General features: G+C 59.7%; 18 protein-coding genes. 15 read left to right on the forward strand and 3 right to left on the reverse strand.

The features are described 5' to 3' along the window. Positions 1 to 7: 7 nt before the first annotated feature. The 4 genes from WG915_RS00930 to WG915_RS00945 all read left to right on the forward strand — a co-directional run bounded on the left by WG915_RS00930 (position 8) and on the right by WG915_RS00945 (position 3,184). On the forward strand, positions 8 to 1,093 hold the full coding sequence (locus WG915_RS00930; protein ID WP_339563662.1) for an aminopeptidase P family protein: 1,086 nt from the start codon (positions 8 to 10) through the stop codon (positions 1,091 to 1,093). Positions 1,094 to 1,128: 35 nt separating this feature from the next. After that, positions 1,129 to 1,692, forward strand: a complete 564-nt coding sequence (gene efp / locus WG915_RS00935; protein WP_339563481.1) for an elongation factor P — start codon at positions 1,129 to 1,131, stop codon at positions 1,690 to 1,692. Then, positions 1,692 to 2,183: a transcription antitermination factor NusB gene (nusB, locus tag WG915_RS00940; protein WP_339563482.1), complete on the forward strand. Its 492-nt coding sequence runs from the start codon at positions 1,692 to 1,694 to the stop codon at positions 2,181 to 2,183. The genes efp and nusB overlap by 1 nt, the downstream gene beginning before the upstream one ends. Before the next feature lie 164 nt (positions 2,184 to 2,347). Continuing rightward, positions 2,348 to 3,184: a PPK2 family polyphosphate kinase gene (locus WG915_RS00945; RefSeq protein WP_339563483.1), complete on the forward strand. Its 837-nt coding sequence runs from the start codon at positions 2,348 to 2,350 to the stop codon at positions 3,182 to 3,184. Here the strand turns inward: WG915_RS00945 and WG915_RS00950 are convergent. The 3 genes from WG915_RS00950 to WG915_RS00960 are packed head-to-tail and all read right to left on the reverse strand — an operon-like array spanning position 3,165 to position 5,248. Beyond that, on the reverse strand, positions 3,165 to 3,521 hold the full coding sequence (locus tag WG915_RS00950; RefSeq protein WP_339563484.1) for a YbjN domain-containing protein: 357 nt from the start codon (positions 3,519 to 3,521) through the stop codon (positions 3,165 to 3,167). The genes WG915_RS00945 and WG915_RS00950 overlap by 20 nt on opposite strands. Beyond that, entirely contained in the window at positions 3,514 to 3,933 is a 420-nt protein-coding gene (locus WG915_RS00955) for a YbjN domain-containing protein (protein ID WP_339563485.1), read from the reverse strand. Before WG915_RS00955 ends, WG915_RS00950 begins: the two co-directional genes overlap by 8 nt. Continuing rightward, on the reverse strand, positions 3,923 to 5,248 hold the full coding sequence (locus WG915_RS00960; protein ID WP_339563486.1) for a TIGR01777 family oxidoreductase: 1,326 nt from the start codon (positions 5,246 to 5,248) through the stop codon (positions 3,923 to 3,925). The genes WG915_RS00955 and WG915_RS00960 overlap by 11 nt, the downstream gene beginning before the upstream one ends. A gap of 122 nt (positions 5,249 to 5,370) precedes the next feature. Here WG915_RS00960 and pyrR point away from each other — a divergent pair, with 122 nt between their 5' ends. From pyrR to metK, 11 genes are all read left to right on the forward strand, one after another. Beyond that, a complete protein-coding gene (gene pyrR, locus WG915_RS00965; protein WP_339563487.1) occupies positions 5,371 to 5,928 on the forward strand; it encodes a bifunctional pyr operon transcriptional regulator/uracil phosphoribosyltransferase PyrR in 558 nt (185 codons plus the stop codon). Between the two features lie 3 nt (positions 5,929 to 5,931). Continuing rightward, positions 5,932 to 6,867: an aspartate carbamoyltransferase catalytic subunit gene (locus tag WG915_RS00970; protein ID WP_339563488.1), complete on the forward strand. Its 936-nt coding sequence runs from the start codon at positions 5,932 to 5,934 to the stop codon at positions 6,865 to 6,867. Positions 6,868 to 6,873: 6 nt separating this feature from the next. Beyond that, positions 6,874 to 8,229: a dihydroorotase gene (locus tag WG915_RS00975; RefSeq protein WP_339563489.1), complete on the forward strand. Its 1,356-nt coding sequence runs from the start codon at positions 6,874 to 6,876 to the stop codon at positions 8,227 to 8,229. 65 nt (positions 8,230 to 8,294) lie between these two features. Then, entirely contained in the window at positions 8,295 to 9,434 is a 1,140-nt protein-coding gene (gene carA, locus WG915_RS00980; protein ID WP_339563490.1) for a glutamine-hydrolyzing carbamoyl-phosphate synthase small subunit, read from the forward strand. A gap of 25 nt (positions 9,435 to 9,459) precedes the next feature. Next, entirely contained in the window at positions 9,460 to 12,804 is a 3,345-nt protein-coding gene (carB, locus tag WG915_RS00985) for a carbamoyl-phosphate synthase large subunit (RefSeq protein WP_339563491.1), read from the forward strand. 1 nt (position 12,805) lies between these two features. Continuing rightward, a complete protein-coding gene (gene pyrF, locus WG915_RS00990; RefSeq protein ID WP_339563492.1) occupies positions 12,806 to 13,645 on the forward strand; it encodes an orotidine-5'-phosphate decarboxylase in 840 nt (279 codons plus the stop codon). Between the two features lie 229 nt (positions 13,646 to 13,874). Beyond that, complete coding sequence (mihF, locus tag WG915_RS00995; protein WP_339563493.1) at positions 13,875 to 14,201, forward strand: integration host factor, actinobacterial type; 327 nt, start codon at positions 13,875 to 13,877, stop codon at positions 14,199 to 14,201. 5 nt (positions 14,202 to 14,206) lie between these two features. Further along, positions 14,207 to 14,785: a guanylate kinase gene (gene gmk / locus WG915_RS01000; protein WP_339563494.1), complete on the forward strand. Its 579-nt coding sequence runs from the start codon at positions 14,207 to 14,209 to the stop codon at positions 14,783 to 14,785. Between the two features lie 90 nt (positions 14,786 to 14,875). Next, positions 14,876 to 15,163, forward strand: a complete 288-nt coding sequence (rpoZ, locus tag WG915_RS01005; protein WP_339563495.1) for a DNA-directed RNA polymerase subunit omega — start codon at positions 14,876 to 14,878, stop codon at positions 15,161 to 15,163. Positions 15,164 to 15,223: 60 nt separating this feature from the next. Further along, positions 15,224 to 16,459 (forward strand): bifunctional phosphopantothenoylcysteine decarboxylase/phosphopantothenate--cysteine ligase CoaBC, encoded by a 1,236-nt coding sequence (coaBC, locus tag WG915_RS01010; protein WP_445227751.1) that lies wholly within the window; start codon positions 15,224 to 15,226, stop codon positions 16,457 to 16,459. Between the two features lie 55 nt (positions 16,460 to 16,514). Then, the gene (gene metK, locus WG915_RS01015) at positions 16,515 to 17,741 is read left to right on the forward strand and encodes a methionine adenosyltransferase (protein ID WP_339563497.1); all 1,227 of its coding nucleotides are present in this window, start codon (positions 16,515 to 16,517) and stop codon (positions 17,739 to 17,741) included. Positions 17,742 to 17,751 lie beyond the last annotated feature (10 nt).

Genomic DNA, 17,751 nt, shown 5'->3' on the forward strand with positions numbered 1-17,751 from the left:
CCACATGCTGAGTTTCGCCGATACCCGTTTTTCCAACCGTCGTCGCGCCCTCGCCGCCAAACTTGCAGGCCAACGCATCGACTCCATGTTGGTAACCCACCTGACCCATGTACGCTTCCTGTCCAATTTCTCAGGTTCTAACGCGGCGCTGCTCGTCAACAAGGATTTGTCCGCACGCATCTGCACCGACGGCCGTTATACCCTGCAGATCGCCGCGGAGGTTCCGGACCTTGAGGCGCTCATCGAGCGTAATAGTGCGAAGGCGCTGTTGTCTGAGGTACAGGGGCCACGTCGCGTAGGTTTCGAAGCGGACTATGTGTCCGTCGCCGAGCTAGAGCGGCTCAAAGAAGCAGCAGGCGAGGATGTTGTGCTCGTTCCTGTCACCGGGGTGATCGAAGAACTGCGCTTGGTCAAGGACGAACTTTCCTTGGACCGGCTGCGGGAAGTTGCTGCCCTAGCCACCGCGAGCTTGGAAAAGCTGCTGGAAGGTGAGCTGCGTGGTCGTAGCGAGCGGGACATTGCCGCAGAGTTGGAGTATCTGATGCGCGCCGCCGGGGCCGAGCGTCCCAGCTTTGACACCATCGTGGCCTCCGGTAGCAATAGCGCAAAGCCGCATCACGGTGCTGAGGACCGCGTCATCCAGGACGGTGACTTTCTCACCATTGACTTCGGCGCGCACGACCGCGGATTCAATTCCGACATGACCCGTACCTTCGTAGTGGGCGAGCCGGACGCTGAAATGCGCAAGATCTATCAGACGGTGCTCGCCGCACAGGAGGCAGGAATTGCGGCCGCGACGCCGGGTACGGAATTGGTGGACGTCGATAAAGCCTGCCGAGAGGTGATCGCTGCGGCCGGCTACGGCGCGTACTTTGTGCATTCGACGGGCCATGGGGTGGGCCTTGATGTCCATGAGGCGCCTTATGCCGCGCAGAGTGGAGAAGGAGTGCTGGAGGCGGGGATGACGCTGACCATCGAACCGGGAATTTATGTACCGGGGCTGGGTGGTGTCCGCATCGAAGACACGCTCATCATTAGCTCCGGCGCGCCAGAGATTATCACCGTGATGTCTAAAGAACTCACTGTGTTGTAGAATGTTCGGGTTAATACCTATAGAGGGAGAAATTCGTGGCGACTACCGCTGACTTTAAGAACGGCCTTGTGCTCAAGATGGAAGGCAAGCTGAACCAGATCATCGAGTTCCAGCACGTCAAGCCAGGCAAGGGCCCAGCCTTCGTGCGCACTAAGCTCAAGGACGTGGTCTCCGGCAAGATCATCGACAAGACCTTCAACGCCGGCGTTAAAGTAGAGACCGCAAACGTTGACCGCCGTGACATGACCTACCTGTACTTCGACGGCTCTTCCTACGTCCTGATGGACTCCAAGACCTACGATCAGATTGAGCTTGCTCCACACCTCATGGGTGAAGGCGCAAAGTTCTTGCTCGAGAACATGATCGTCCAGGTGTCCTTCCACGAGGGCGAAGCACTGTTCGCTGAGCTTCCGATTTCCGTGGACCTGAAGATCGAACACACCGATCCAGGCCTGCAGGGCGACCGCTCCACTGGTGGCACCAAGCCGGCTACCCTCGAAACCGGCGCTGAGATCCAGGTACCGCTGTTCCTCGAGACCGGCAACGTGGTCAAGGTTGACACTCGTGACGGTTCTTACCTCTCCCGCGTCAACAACTAATGAGCGATTACAAGCGTCACGGCGCGCGCTACAAGGCGCGTCGCCGCGCAGTTGACATCCTGTTCGAGGCGGAAGCCCGCGACGTGGATCCCGTGGCCATTGTCGACGATCGCGTCGAGCTAGCCCGTTTGCCGGAACCACCGGTTGCGCCAGTTGCTAGCTACACGCGTCAGATCGTTGTTGGCGTAGCGGAAGAACTCGACCGGATCGATTCCGCCATCGCCCGCTTCCTCGCCGAGGATTGGACGCTCGAACGCATCCCCGCCGTCGACCGCGCGATTCTGCGCATGTCCACCTGGGAATTGCTCTTTAACCCGGACGTGCCCCGCAAGACCGCCGTGGTGGAAGGCATTGAGCTTGCCGCCGAGTACTCCACTGATGTCGCGCCACCGTACATCAACGCTGTGCTTGACGACGTCCTCAGTCACGCCACGGAGTTGACTGCCGAAGCCACAGCTCCGGTAGCAGACTCTGGGCAACCAGAAGACTAAGTTAGTCTGCTTTCCATGATGACCCCGCTACGGCGGGGTTTTCGCGTTCTGGGGGAACCCCTTTTGCCGAACTTTCCTGGTAATAGCTTTCCGAATCTTTCGATATCCAGGGAACCTCGGCAAAAGGGGTTCGGGGGTTGCGATGATTCCGGTAACCTCGTGACATGAGTAAGTTCACGGTAGAAGAAGCCCGCGCCCTCCGCGCCACCGACATCAGCATTGAACCAGGGAGTACCCCGGGGTTCAAGGGGGACAAAAAGGACGTCGAGAAGCAGACTGCGGCGATCGAGTCAGAACTGCGCGAACTGCAGGAGAAGCTATACGCGAACGCTCGGGCGGGGAACAACCCCGGTAGTGTTCTGATCGTTCTGCAGGGAATGGATACCTCCGGCAAGGGCGGCGTGGTCAAGCATGTGCTCGATCCGCTCGATCCACAGGGCGTCCACATTGCCGGCTTTGGCAAGCCCACCGCGGAGGAGCTGGCGCATGACTTCCTGTGGCGCATCGAAAAGGAGCTGCCAGCCCAGGGAAAGGTGGGAATTTTCGATCGTTCACACTACGAGGATGTCCTCGTGCATCGCGTGCACGAACTCTCGAGCCCCGAGGAAATCGAACGCCGCTACGGCGCGATCAACGACTTCGAAGAAGCACTGATCAAGCAGGGCACTCGCATCATCAAAGTGTTCCTTCACATCTCCCCAGAGTTCCAAAAAGAGAACCTGATTGAGCGCCTGGAAAACCCAGCGAAGTACTGGAAGTACAACCCGAGTGACGTTGATGAGCGTGGCCACTGGCAGGAATACCAGGAGGCATATCGCATCGCTTTTGAGCGCACCAGCACTGAGCTTGCCCCGTGGTACGTGGTGCCGAGCGACAATAAACCATATGCCCGTATGGTGGTGCGCTTCTTGCTATTGGGTGCGCTGCGAGACATGAACCTCGAATGGCCTGCCGCGAACTTCGATATTGCGGCAGAAAAGGCTAGGGTTGCAGCGTCCTAATCGCCGCAAATACGTGATCGATGGCCTGGCTGAGCAAGGTCTTCAGCTGGGCGTCGGCTAGCCCGGCCGCGGTGGGGAAGGTGTGCTCGATTCGGACCATGTCCGCTACTACCGCCGCAGAGACGAGCAAACCACTAGCGTTGATCTCATTGCAGCGCAAGAGACTCACGGCACCGGGCAGATCTGCGCGAACGATCGCTTGGGACGGCATGAGCGCAAACTGGAATAGTTGGCCGTTAAGGTTAGCTGCCCACAACCCCGGTGTTTTTGTGGGAGCGAGCTGGACATTGAGGCTGGTCATTGTCTCGAGCAAGCGGGGCAGTGTCACGTCATTCATGGCTCTCCCAAGTAACTAGTGCGGGGAATTTCTGGGCGAACCACTGGCAGGCGGCAGCAATTGCGCTGATGGAGCTGGCAAGAAAATAGCCCAGCTGCTCCTCATCTAAGTCGAGGAGAGAAATCCCGCGTTTGAACTGGACGCGTACCCCGTCCTCCTCAGCCAGGAACACGATCGGGGCGGGATGCCCGGCGTTCCACTCATTTGCCGCCTCCAGCAGTACGCTAGCCTCCGCCGGTGTGGCCTGTGCGCGCCATTGCGCACTGACTAAGAGTATCTCCCGGACATACACAGCGATTGCGACGTCATCGAAGCCGCTTAGTACTGCGTCCTGTTCCGGATCCGGAATGTATCCCAGGCCTTCAGCGGCGAAGAATGCCGCGACGCGCTCGAGGGTAACGCTAGTGCTCATCAGCGAGCCTTTCTCCGCCTAGCTCGTGGCGCAGGCAGTGTTCCAGTGTCGGATAGGAGAGGTGTTCCAACGAGGATGCCACCTGTTGGTCAGCGAGTGCCAGTTCCATGGCGCCTTCGTTGCCCAGGAGTAGTTTCGGGCCGATGCTCGGCATGCTCAGCAGCTTCGGGCGCTTTAAGGCCGTCGCCAGCTGCGTTGTGAACTCAGCATTAGTTACTAGCTGGGGAGATACCGCATTGATTGCGCCTGTGCAGGTGGGATCCAATACTGCGGCGGCGTAGGCGTAAACCAAGTCCTCAATACTGATCCAGGACATCCACTGGTTGCCGTCGCCGAGTCGACCCCCAAGTCCCGCGGAAAACAGTGCTTTGAACACAGGTAACAGGCCGCCGCGACCCGAAAGTACGAGTCCGGTGCGCATGAGCACAGTTCTCTTTGTGCAGCTTGCTGCGGCGGCCTCCCAGTCGGTGCATAGCTGCGCAAGAAAGCCTTCCCCGGGCGGGTCCGTGATGTCAACCGGGCCGTCTGCGCCACAGCTGGGACCGTAAACGCCGATGGCTGAAGCGGAAACGAAGGTATTCACGCTGGGAGTAGCTGAGGCAAGCTGGGCTAGTTTTTCAGTCGGTTCAATACGGGACGTGCGCAGGTTCTGCTTATGAGAGTCGCTAAACCGGCCTCCGATCGCTTCGCCGGCAAGATGGACCACTGCGGTAGCACCCGTCAAGAGATCCGGCGCAGGGGAGGGCGGATCCCACAGGCGTTGGCCCTCCTTTGCCCCGGAGCGAACCAATTGGATTACCTCGATCCCCATGGTGGTCAAGAAGGCGGTGAGGGCTCGGCCCACGAGGCCACGGGATCCCGTCATCGCTACGCGGACGGGGGCGTCGCCGAGAGAGCGCAGGCGCGCGCCCGCAGTGAGGTCGGCGAGGAGCTGGTGCTGGCGATAGGCGAAGGCAGCGCGCAGCGTAGCGGCAGGCACTCGTGTTTCGACACGGTCGCACAGCGTCATTCCGCCGTCCGCATCAGCAAAAATATGTTCGTGCCGCCAATGAGCGAACTTGCGGATTGGGGCTGAAACGCACTCATCAACAAATTGCCGTTCGCGGCGGTAGGAACTTACCTCGTGGCGGGCGACCCATTTCAAGCCAGCCGGGAAGGCGAAAACTGTGGTGCCATCGGCCAAACTAGCGGCCTGGCGGATCGGCGTCATGGGTAAAAACGGGGGAGTCAAACGGGCAATGGCACCCGATCGGGTGTGCCACTGCCACACCTCACTGCGGTCAAAGGGCACGAACTGCGTGGTGGTGAAGCTCATCTTTCATGCCTTTCGAAGGAATGGTAGTGGAGCTCGGATAGTGGTGCTACCATGAGCCTTGTCCTTTAAGCATAGAGACATCCTTTAATGGTCCGCACAGAGAGGCGGGGAAGGAGGTCACGATGAGCGACAACGATGGAACTGAACTGCTGTCTGCAGCAGATGTCAGCCGAACCGTCGCGCGAATCGCGCACCAGATTATTGAGAAAACAGCCCTGGACGCGCCAGGGAGCCCACGAGTGATCCTGCTCGGAATTCCTTCAGGCGGAGTGCCGCTAGCACAGCGCCTGGCCACAAAGATCGAAGAGTTTTCCGGCGTCCGCGTTGCCACCGGATCCTTAGACATCACCTTGTATCGTGATGACTTGCGATCGACACCGCATCGCGCATTACTACCCACGTTCATGCCGGAAGACGGCATCGACGAAGCCACCGTCATCTTGGTCGACGATGTATTGTTTTCCGGCCGTACCATTCGCGCGGCGTTGGACGCGCTGCGCGATGAAGGCCGCCCGGCCATGATCCAACTCGCGGTCCTGGTGGATCGCGGACACCGGCAGCTACCAATCCGCGCCGACTATGTGGGCAAGAACTTGCCCACGGCGAAGGGCGAGGACGTCACTGTGTGGCTGCAGGAAATCGACGGCCGCGACGCGGTCACCATTACGCGAGAAAGCTAAGGCATGAAGCACCTCCTGAGCATTTCCGATCTCAGCAACGAGGAGATCATTGGCCTGCTGGATGAGGCCGACAAATTCCGGGAAGCACTCGAAGGGCGTGAGGTGAAGAAGCTGCCGACGCTCCGCGGGCGCACCATCTTCACCATGTTCTACGAAAATTCCACCCGCACCCGCTCCTCTTTCGAGACTGCTGGCAAGTGGATGAGCGCCGACGTTATCAACGTCTCCGCCGCCAGTTCCTCCGTGAAGAAGGGGGAATCCCTCAAAGACACCGCGTCCACCCTTGCGGCGATAGGCGCGGATGCCATCATCATGCGTCATCCTGCCTCTGGCGCAGCGCAGCAGGTTGCGCAGTGGCTCTGCCCGGAGGGGACGCAAGGGCCGTCGATAATCAATGCCGGTGACGGCGCGCACCAGCACCCGACGCAGGCGCTACTCGACGCCGTGACAATGCGGCAGCGACTGGGGCGTATTACCGGCCTCAAAGTGGTCATCGTGGGTGACTGCCTGCATTCGCGAGTAGTCCGCTCCAACGTGGATCTGCACGCCGCCCTCGGAAACGAAGTGGTCCTGATCGCCCCGCCAACGCTGCTCCCAACCGGGGTAGAGACCTGGCCGGTGCGCTTCGGCTATGACATGGACGAGGAAATCAAAGACGCGGACGTTGTGATGATGCTGCGTGTGCAACAGGAACGCATGCACGGCGGCTTCTTCCCCTCCCACCGCGAGTACGCGACGCTCTACGGCATGTCCAAGGCGCGCGCAGCAAGCATGCCGAAGCACGCAATCGTGATGCACCCTGGGCCGATGCTGCGTGGCATGGAAATGAACTACCACGTCGCAGATGCCCCGCAAACCGCGGTGCTCCAACAGGTATCCAACGGTGTCCACGTGCGGATGGCCGTACTGTTCACCACCCTCATCGGTACGGAAGGCTAACCCGCAATGACGAATACAAATTTTCCAGCCACCGGCCAACTTGCCCCCATTACCGATAAGACACTCCTGCTGCGCAACGTGCGCCCTTACGGTGAGGGCGAGCCAGTAGACGTGTTCATCGAGGGTGGCGATATTGCCGAGATCGGTGCCCACCTGGACTGCGCGGCTGACCGCACTATCGACGGCCACGGCCAGGTGCTCCTGCCCGGGCTGGTGGATATCCATGTGCACCTGCGGGAACCAGGCCGCGAAGACACCGAAACTTTAGCGTCCGGCTCCGCGGCTGCAGCGAAGGGCGGTTTTACCGCAGTATTCACCATGGCCAACACCATGCCGGTAATGGATCAACCAACCATCGCTGAGTCCGTCTGGCTGAAATCCCAGGCCATCGGGCTGTGCGACGTGCATCCCATCGGATCCATCACCAAGGGGCTCGAAGGTAAGGAACTCACCGAATACGGCATGATGGCTCGTAGCGTGGCTAAAGTGCGCATGTTCTCGGACGACGGCAAGTGCGTGGATAACCCCTTGATCATGCGTCGTGCGATTGAGTACGCCAAGGGCCAGGACGTTCTGCTGGCACAACACTGCGAGGACATTCGCCTCACGGACGGCGCGCCAGCCCACGAGGGCGAAGTTGCGGCCCGCCTGGGGTTGCGCGGCTGGCCCCGCGCCGCCGAAGAATCCGTGGTCGCCCGGGATGCGCTGCTTACCCGCGACTACGGCACGCGGATGCACATTTGTCACCTCTCCACCACGGGCTCTGTGGAGCTAGTCAAATGGGCAAAAGCGCAGGGGATCCCCATCACCGCCGAAGTGACCCCGCACCACCTGACGTTGACCGATGCGCGCCTGGAGACCTATGACGGTGTCAACCGAGTGAACCCGCCGCTGCGCGAGCAACACGACACCGAGGCACTGCAAGCAGCGCTGCTCGACGGCACCATCGATTGCGTTGCCACGGACCACGCTCCGCATGGCTCGGAAGAAAAGTGTGTTGAGTTCGAGCACGCTCGCCCCGGAATGCTGGGGCTGGAAACCTCGCTTGCTATTATTGCGGACACCTTCGTCCGTACCGGACAAGCCGACTGGCGCTGGGTAGCCAAGGTCATGTCAGAGCGTCCGGCAGAGATCGTTCGGCTGCCCGGGCATGGCCGCCCAATCGCCGTCGGAGAGCCGGCCAACCTTACCCTCGTTGATCCGGATACCTCCTGGATTGCTCGTGGTGCGGACATGGATTCCAAATGCGAGAACACTCCTTATGAGGGTATGGAGTTTCATACCAGGGTCACCACGACGATACTTCGAGGTCACGTCACCTGTGACGAGGGTGCCACCACGCTACCGCGCGCACTCGGCTAACTAGCAGACTTACACTTAGCAACACACTCACACTTTGGTTTCCCCAAACCACGAAAGGCGAAAAAGTGCACAACGCATCCGCAACGGACGTTCCTGCAATCTTGGTGCTTGCCGACGGCCGTACTTTCCGCGGCACCGGCTTCGGTGCAACCGGCACCACTCTCGGCGAGGCAGTGTTTACCACGGCGATGACCGGTTACCAGGAATCCATGACGGATCCATCGTTTCATCGTCAGATTGTGGTCGCCGCCGCCCCACAGATCGGCAACACCGGCTGGAACGATGAAGACAACGAGTCTCATGACAACCAGATCTGGGTCGCCGGCCTGGTAATTCGCGACTTGGCCCATCAGGTGTCCAATTGGCGCGCGAAGCGATCCCTGCCGGAGGAGATGCTGAAGCAGGGCACGATCGGCATTGCTGGCGTAGACACGCGCGCACTGGTGCGGCACCTACGAAACCATGGCTCCCTCCCGGCCGGCATCTTCAGCGGTGATGACGCGTTGCGGCCGGAGACTGAACTGCTGGCGATCGTGCAGTCCCAACCCTCGATGGCTGGTGCTGATTTAGCAGCTGAGGTGTCCACCAAAGAGCCATATGTACTAGAACCCGACGGGGAGACCGCGTTTACCGTCGTCGCGTATGACATGGGTATTAAGTCCCAGACTCCGCGTAACTTTGCTGCGCGCGGCATTCGCACCGTCGTTGTCCCGGCGAACACCCCATTCGAGGACATCAAGCAATACAACCCGGATGGCGTGTTCATCTCCAATGGCCCGGGCGACCCGGCTACTGCGGACAGCATGGTTGCTATCGTCTCCGAGATCATCAAAGCAGACCTGCCGCTGTTCGGTATCTGCTTCGGCAATCAGATCTTGGGTCGTGCGCTCGGATTGCGCACCTTCAAGATGAAGTTTGGCCACCGGGGTGTGAATATTCCGGTGCTTGATCACCTGACTAACAAGATCTATATCACCTCCCAAAACCACGGTTTCGCGCTGGAGGGGGAGGCAGGTCAGGAGTTTGAGTCGCCTTTCGGCCCGGCCCACGTCACGCACACCTGCCTGAACGACGGCACCGTTGAAGGCGTCGCGCTCAAGAGCGGCCGCGCATTCTCCGTCCAGTACCACCCAGAATCAGCCGCTGGCCCGCACGATGCCAACCCGCTGTTTGACCAGTTCCTTGAGCTCCTGGGCTCTAAGTAAACCGATAGACCACGAAAGGTAAACCATGCCAAAGCGCACTGATATTAAGCACGTCCTGGTCATCGGTTCCGGCCCGATCGTCATCGGCCAGGCCTGTGAATTCGACTACTCCGGTACCCAAGCTTGCCGCGTCCTGAAGGCGGAGGGCCTGCGGGTAACACTGATCAACTCCAACCCGGCCACCATCATGACGGACCCGGAATTCGCCGACCACACCTACGTCGAGCCAATTCAGCCGGAGTACATCGAGAAGATCTTTGAGAAGGAAATCGAGCAGGGCCATCCCATCGATGCCGTGTTGGCGACCCTGGGTGGTCAAACTGCGTTGAACGCCGCGATCCAACTGGACCGCCGCGGATCGCTGGAGAAGTACAACGCAGAACTCATCGGCGCCGACATCCCGGCAATTCAACGTGGTGAGGACCGCCAGATGTTCAAGGACATCGTGGCCAAAATCGGCGGCGAGTCCGCGCGCTCCCGCGTCTGCCACAACATGGATGAAGTACACGAGGCCGTCGCAGAGCTCGGACTGCCAGTGGTGGTACGTCCATCCTTCACCATGGGCGGGCTGGGTTCCGGTCTTGCGTACAACGACGAAGACTTGGAGCGAATCGCCGGTGGCGGGCTGGCAGCCTCCCCGGAAGCAAACGTCCTCATCGAGGAATCTATCCTCGGTTGGAAGGAATTTGAGCTCGAGCTGATGCGCGATGGCAGCGACAACGTGGTTGTGGTCTGTTCCATCGAGAACGTCGATGCGCTTGGTGTTCACACCGGCGACTCGGTCACCGTAGCACCGTCGATGACGCTGACCGACCGCGAATTCCAGCTGATGCGTGACCAGGGCATTGCCATCATCCGGGAAGTCGGTGTGGACACTGGCGGCTGCAACATCCAGTTCGCCATCAACCCGAAAGACGGCCGAATCATCACCATCGAGATGAATCCGCGCGTGTCTCGTTCCTCCGCGCTGGCGTCAAAGGCCACTGGCTTCCCAATCGCAAAGATCGCAGCGAAGCTGGCCATCGGCTACACACTGGACGAGATCACCAATGACATCACCGGCGTCACGCCAGCAGCTTTTGAGCCGACCCTCGACTATGTCGTCGTTAAGGCACCACGCTTTGCCTTCGAGAAGTTCGTCGGCGCCGATGACACCCTCACCACCACGATGAAGTCCGTGGGCGAGGCCATGTCGCTGGGGCGCAACTACATCGCTGCCCTGGGCAAGGTCATGCGTTCCCTAGAGAACAAGCAGGCCGGCTTCTGGACCGTTTCCGACGAAAGCTTCGCCGGTGAGCGCGCCACTGACGTTGCTGCCATCCTGGAGGACCTCAAGCGTCCAACCGAAGGCCGACTTTACGATGCTGAACTGGCACTCCGTCTTGGCGCCAGCATCGACGAGGTACACCAGGCCTCTGGGATCGACCCATGGTTCCTCGGCGAGCTGAAGGCATTAGTTGACTTCCGTCAGCAGCTTATCGACGCCCCCGTGCTCGACGAGCAGCTGATGCGGCGGGCCAAGTTCCTTGGCCTGTCCGACCGTCAAATTGCGGCGCTACGCCCCGAGTTCGCCGGTGAGGACGGCATTCGCCGCTTGCGCTGGTCGTTGGGAATTCGGCCGGTGTACAAGACAGTGGACACCTGCGCCGCTGAGTTCGAGGCGAAGACCCCGTACCACTACTCGGCCTATGAGATGGACCCGGAAGCTGAGTCTGAGGTTGTGCCACAGACTGAGAAAGAAAAGGTCATCATCTTGGGTTCCGGCCCGAACCGCATTGGCCAGGGCATCGAGTTCGATTACTCCTGTGTGCACGCAGCGCTGGAGCTCTCCCGCGTCGGATACGAGACCGTCATGGTCAACTGCAACCCAGAGACCGTCTCCACCGACTACGACACCGCGGACCGACTCTACTTCGAGCCACTGACTTTTGAAGACGTCATGGAGGTCTACCACGCAGAATGCCAGTCCGGCACTGTGGCGGGCGTCATTGTGCAGCTGGGCGGACAGACCCCGCTCGGGTTGGCTGAAAAGCTCCGTGACGCTGGGGTTCCGGTCGTCGGCACTAGCCCCGAGTCCATCAACCTAGCCGAGGATCGTGGCGAGTTCGGCGAAGTACTGCGCAAGGCCTGCTTGCCTGCTCCTGCGTTTGGCACCGCTACTTCCTTCGAACAAGCTCGTGACGTGGCTGACGAGATTGGCTACCCAGTGCTCGTCCGTCCTTCCTACGTGTTGGGTGGCCGCGGTATGGAGATCGTCTACGACGAAGCCTCGCTGCAGGACTACATTCTGCGTGCCACCGAGATCACCTCGGACCACCCGGTCCTCGTGGACCGCTTCCTGGATAATGCGATCGAGATTGACGTTGACGCACTGTGCGATGGGGAAGAGGTCTACCTTGCTGGCGTGATGGAGCACATCGAGGAAGCCGGTATTCACTCCGGTGACTCGGCCTGCGCCTTGCCTCCGATGACGCTTGGTATCGAGGACATCAACAAGGTGCGGGAATCCACTAAGGCGCTCGCGCACGGCATCGGTGTGAAGGGCCTAATGAACGTGCAGTTCGCGCTCAAGGACGACATCCTCTACGTCATCGAGGCGAATCCGCGCGCCTCGCGCACCGTACCGTTCGTGTCCAAAGCGACCGGCGTGCCACTAGCTAAGGCAGCCTCCCGGATCTCTCTGGGGGCAACGCTTGCCGAACTACGCGCCGAAGGCATGATTCCAAGCGATCATGACGGTGGCTCTTTGCCACTGGACGCACCCATCGCTGTCAAGGAAGCTGTGCTGCCATTCAATCGTTTCCGCCGCCCAGACGGTACGATGCTTGACTCCCTGCTCAGCCCTGAGATGAAATCCACCGGCGAAGTCATGGGCCTGGCTGATAACTTCGGTGCGGCCTACAACAAGGCCGAGGCTGCAGCTTTCGGCGAGCTGCCCACCGAGGGCACTGTCTTCGTTTCGGTAGCTAACCGCGATAAGCGCACCTTGATCTTCCCGATTCAGCGCCTGGCGTCTTTAGGCTTCCAGATCCTAGCTACCTCCGGTACCGCCGGGATGCTGCGTCGCAATGGCGTGCCATGTGAGACCGTCCTGAAGCAGGGTGAGGCGCGGGAGAACCCGGGTGCTAAGTCCATCGTGGACAAGATCAACTCGGGTGAGATCAATCTCATCCTGAACACCCCGGCAGGCTCCGCTGGTGCCCGTCACGATGGCTATGACATTCGTGCGGCCGCGGTCAACGCGGGCGTGCCACTGGTCACCACCGTTCAGGGTGTCACTGCCGCAGTGCAGGGAATTGAGGCGCTGCGCGCTGGTGAACTTGGTGTGCGCGCCTTGCAAGAACTCGATCATTCGGTAGGCGGAAAATAGTATGCAACGAACCTTCGGTAGCAGACTATTGGAGGTAGCTGCCCAGCGTGGCCGCCTCTGCGTGGGAATTGATCCGCACCCTTCACTCTTGGGTTCCTGGCAACTTCCGGTATCCGCCGAAGGGGTGGCCCGGTTTTCCCGGATCTGTGTAGAGGCCTTCGGAGACACCGTGACCATGGTGAAGCCACAGATCGCGTTCTACGAGGCCTACGGCGCCAAGGGGTATGAGATCCTTGAGGACACCATCGCTGGGCTGCGCGAAAAGGGCACGCTGGTGCTTGCCGACGCCAAACGTGGCGATATCGGGTCCACGATGGCCGCCTATGCGATGGCCTGGCTGCACCCGGAATCTGCCTTGGTCTGCGACGCAGTGACCGTATCGCCTTACCTGGGCGTGGGCGCGCTGCAACCCGCTTTCGAGCTGGCAAACTCGCATGGAAAGGGCGTGTATGTCCTTGCAGCGACTTCGAACCCGGAGGGTAAGCAGGTTCAGGACAACCGGAATGCAGCTGGATTAACGCTGTCGCAACAGATCGTCGATGAAGTAGGCGCGATCAATGCGCTGCACTGTGGCCGCAGCAACCCGGGAAATGTAGGCGTCGTTGTCGGTGCAACGCTGGCGAAGGCCCCCGACCTGTCTCGTCTAGGTGGCTCTGTGCTCATGCCGGGCGTAGGCGTGCAGGGTGGTGGCCCAGAGGACGTGGCGCGCCTGGCGCGCGGCGTGGAGGCCATGGCGATCCCAAATATCTCGCGTGCGGTACTCAAAGCTGGGCCGGATGTGGAGAAGTTGCGTGCGGCTGCGCTGCGCGCCGCCAGGGATTTTCCTGCCATAACGAACTAACAAACCGATAGTTGACCTGGGAAAATCCCGGGTCAATTTTCTTATGTTGGCGCTTAACGACATGCAGTTATTCCCGTGTCACCACGGGTTTTGCCCAAGTAGTGCTAGACTGATCGAAGCTAATCTGAAAACTGGCAATAACACTATCTTTGTCGTGATTTTCAGTGGCAAGAAAACCGCACCATCCTGGTGCCCAGAAACTGTAAATTTATTTGAATCGGAGGAACCCGTGGCCCTTCCAAAGTTGACTGACGAGCAGCGTAAAGAAGCCCTCGCCAAGGCCGCTGAGGCCCGCAAGGCACGTGCTGAGCTGAAAGAAAAGCTCAAGCGCGGTGGTACCAACCTGAAGGAAGTTCTTGACCAGGCTCAGGACAACGAGATCATTGGCAAGACCAAGGTTTCCGCACTGCTCGAGGCTATGCCAAAGGTAGGCAAGGTCAAGGCTAAGGAGATCATGGAAGAGCTCGAGATCGCTCAGACCCGCCGTCTGCGTGGCCTGGGTGACCGTCAGCGCCGTGCACTGCTTGAGCGTTTCGGCTTCTCCGAGGACGATTAATCCACATGACCGGCGATAACACCCGGGGCAACCTGGTAGTACTTGCAGGTCCCTCCGCCGTCGGAAAGTCGACGGTTGTTCATCGCCTTCGTGACGAAGTTCCCGGTCTGTACTTTTCCGTATCCATGACGACTCGTGCGCCACGGCCCGGAGAAGTACATGGGGTGGACTACTTTTATGTCTCCCCAGCAGAGTTTCAGACACACATCGACCGTGGTGAAATGCTCGAATGGGCAGATATCCACGGCGGTTTGCAGCGCTCCGGTACCCCAGCGGGTCCCGTGCTCGAGGCTCTCGAGGCGGGGCGTCCCGTGCTCGTAGAGGTAGACCTTGCAGGTGCGCGCAACGTGGTGCAGGCACTGCCCGAGACTCAGACTGTGTTCCTTGCGCCTCCTTCTTGGGAAGTGCTGGTGGAACGCTTGACGGGTCGGGGAACTGAAGCTGAAGACGTTATCGCTCGTCGCCTTGAAACGGCCCGGCTTGAGCTCGCATCTCAAGAAGAATTCGATCACGTTGTGGTTAATGACAACGTGGACGAGGCCGTGGCAGCGATAAGCAACATTTTGCTAGGAAGTCCCAGCTAACAGCAGGATTAGCGAAATGAGATGCGGGCTGACTAAGATAGAAGCCCGCATTATTTATACCCATATCTTTCAACCTTTGAAAAGGTGTTTGTGACCCAAGTGAGCAACGAAAACGCCACCACTGCTGCAGTATTTGACCAGCCAGTGGGTATTACGGATCCACCGATCGACGAGCTGCTGGATAAGGTTTCTTCCAAGTACGCTCTGGTGATTTTCGCCGCCAAGCGCGCTCGCCAGATCAATAGCTACTACCAGCAGGCAGACGAAGGAGTCTTTGAATTCGTCGGCCCACTGGTTACTCCAGAACCGCAGGAGAAGCCGCTGTCCATCGCGCTGCGAGAAATTAACCGTGGCATGTTGGACCACGAAGAAGGCTAAAGCCTAAGAGGCGCCCGAAAGGGCGCCTTTCGTGTTTCTAGAGCCGGTAGGCTAGTGGTCGTGTCTAAACAGAAGAAGATCGTTGTTGGAGTAGCCGGCGGTATCGCCGCGTACAAGGCCTGTGTGCTCGTGCGCCTTTTTAAGGAAGCGGGCCACGATGTTACCGTGGTGCCCACCCCTGCAGCGCTGAATTTTGTCGGCGCGGCCACGTTCGAGGCACTGTCGGGCAACCGCGTCTCGACAACCGTCTTCGATGCCGTCTCGGAAGTGCAGCATGTCCGAGTAGGCCAGGAAGCGGACCTTGTAGTCATTGCTCCGGCGACCGCAGACCTAATGGCACGTTTGGCTGCTGGTCGTGCCGACGATCTGCTCACCGCCACCTGCTTAGTGGCTACCTGTCCGGTGGTGATCGCCCCAGCAATGCACACCGAGATGTGGTGCAATCCCGCCACTGTTCACAACGTCGAAGTGCTGCGCTCTCGTGGCATTACTGTCTTAGACCCAGCGCACGGGCGACTGACAGGTAAGGACTCCGGTCCGGGGCGGCTGCCAGAGCCAGAGCAAATAGCCAACCTCGCACTGACAGTGTCCGCACGGGGTCCGCTGCAGCGCGACCTAACCGGGCGCTCGGTGCTAATCACTGCCGGTGGTACCCAGGAGAACCTGGATCCGGTGCGCTTTTTGGGCAATCGATCTTCTGGTCGCCAAGGGTTCGCTTTGGCCGAGATCGCGGCGCAACGCGGGGCAGCTGTCACGGTGATTGCGGGGCATACGGAACAGTTGCATACTCCGCTTGGGGTGGACGTAGTGCGGGTGGTGTCGGCGCGGGAGATGGCTGCTGCCGTCGAGAAGCGTGCTGCTACGTCGGACATCATGATCATGGCGGCGGCGGTGGCGGACTTCCGGCCGGCCGCGGAGGCGGATGCGAAGATGAAGAAGGGGCAGGATGATGATGCCCTTATGCGACTTGAACTCGTGGAAAACCCAGATATTTTGGCGAGCACTGTGCGTCGGCGCACGGCCGGGGAGCTGGGGGAGAGCGTGATCGTCGGTTTCGCCGCGGAGACGGGCTCGGCTGATCATGAGCCACTGGAGTTGGCCCAGGCAAAGCTGCTTCGCAAGGGCTGCGACTTGCTGATGTGCAATCAGGTCGGACTCGGCAAAGTGTTCGGTCAGCTGGACAATGCAGGATGGTTGTTGGCACCCGCGAAGGACCCGGTCGAAGTGCCGAATGGGACGAAGTTCGAGGTCGCTGACGCAATCATCGATGAGATAGTGAAAATTTTGCCTTCTTAGACAGCTTGGTCTACTGTGGGGTGCAGTTGATTACACTACTCTTGAAAGAAGCACCTTGACTAACGCACATTCGGCAGTCCGGCTGTTCACCAGTGAATCTGTCACCGAAGGCCACCCGGACAAGATCTGCGATGCCATCTCGGATACGATCCTGGACGCACTCCTCAGCGTCGACCCACAAGCTCGCGTTGCAGTGGAAACCGTTGTCACCACGGGCCTGGTTCACATTGTGGGCGAGGTACGCACCTCCGGCTATGTAGAGATCCCGACGCTAGTGCGCACCAAACTTCGCGAAATCGGTTTCACTAGCTCGGAAGTCGGCTTCGACGGCACCACCTGCGGTGTCACCGTAGCCATTGGTGAGCAGTCCCAAGAAATTGGCGCTGGCGTAGATAACTCTCAGGAGGCCCGCAATGGCGGCGACGACATCGAAGACGATGACCGTGCCGGTGCCGGCGACCAAGGCTTGATGTTCGGCTACGCCACTGATGAGACCCCGGAATACATGCCGCTGCCGATCGCGCTGGCTCACCGCCTAGCGCGTCGATTGACGCAGGTTCGTAAAACGGGCATCGTGCCAAAGCTGCGTCCGGACGGAAAGACTCAGGTCACCTTCGCTTATGACCAAGATGACCAGCCGAGGCATTTAGATACCGTCGTCATTTCCACGCAGCATGACCCAGATTGCACCCAAGAGTGGTTGCGGGAGCAGCTCCAGGAACACGTGGTGGACTGGGTCATTGCGGATGCAGGCCTAGCAGACTATGTTTCCGATGACCTGAACTTGCTGGTCAACCCTTCGGGCTCTTTCATTACCGGTGGTCCGATGGGCGATGCGGGATTGACAGGCCGCAAGATCATCGTGGATACCTACGGCGGCATGGCGCGCCATGGTGGCGGTGCCTTTTCCGGCAAGGACCCGAGCAAGGTGGATCGTTCGGCAGCCTACGCGATGCGTTGGGTGGCTAAGAACATCGTTGCAGCAGGGCTCGCCAAGCGCGCAGAAGTCCAGGTGGCCTATGCTATCGGCCGTGCCAAGCCAGTCGGACTGTATGTGGAGACCTTCGGCACCGCATGTGCAGGCCTTAGTGATGAGAACATACAGGCAGCCGTCACCGAGGTATTCGACCTGCGCCCGGCCGCCATCATCCGTGAGCTAGATCTGTTGCGTCCGATCTATGCGCAGACCGCCGCCTATGGACACTTTGGTCGCACCGACCTCGACCTACCGTGGGAGCAGACGAACCGCGTCGAGCAACTCCGCACCGCCGCTGGCATCTAATGTAAAATCC

The sequence above is a fragment of the Corynebacterium sp. H128 genome, from assembly GCF_037482625.1.
Taxonomy (GTDB): domain Bacteria; phylum Actinomycetota; class Actinomycetes; order Mycobacteriales; family Mycobacteriaceae; genus Corynebacterium.

Coding starts and splice junctions, on each gene's coding strand:
- WG915_RS00955 (WP_339563485.1), bottom strand. CDS start 3,933: ATGAGCACTAGCGTTACCCTCGAGCGCGTCGCGGCATTCTTCGCCGCT.
- WG915_RS00975 (WP_339563489.1), top strand. CDS start 6,874: ATGACGAATACAAATTTTCCAGCCACCGGCCAACTTGCCCCCATTACC.
- WG915_RS00945 (WP_339563483.1), top strand. CDS start 2,348: ATGAGTAAGTTCACGGTAGAAGAAGCCCGCGCCCTCCGCGCCACCGAC.
- WG915_RS00970 (WP_339563488.1), top strand. CDS start 5,932: ATGAAGCACCTCCTGAGCATTTCCGATCTCAGCAACGAGGAGATCATT.
- WG915_RS00960 (WP_339563486.1), bottom strand. CDS start 5,248: ATGAGCTTCACCACCACGCAGTTCGTGCCCTTTGACCGCAGTGAGGTG.
- pyrF (WP_339563492.1), top strand. CDS start 12,806: ATGCAACGAACCTTCGGTAGCAGACTATTGGAGGTAGCTGCCCAGCGT.
- carB (WP_339563491.1), top strand. CDS start 9,460: ATGCCAAAGCGCACTGATATTAAGCACGTCCTGGTCATCGGTTCCGGC.
- WG915_RS00950 (WP_339563484.1), bottom strand. CDS start 3,521: ATGAATGACGTGACACTGCCCCGCTTGCTCGAGACAATGACCAGCCTC.
- nusB (WP_339563482.1), top strand. CDS start 1,692: ATGAGCGATTACAAGCGTCACGGCGCGCGCTACAAGGCGCGTCGCCGC.
- gmk (WP_339563494.1), top strand. CDS start 14,207: ATGACCGGCGATAACACCCGGGGCAACCTGGTAGTACTTGCAGGTCCC.
- pyrR (WP_339563487.1), top strand. CDS start 5,371: ATGAGCGACAACGATGGAACTGAACTGCTGTCTGCAGCAGATGTCAGC.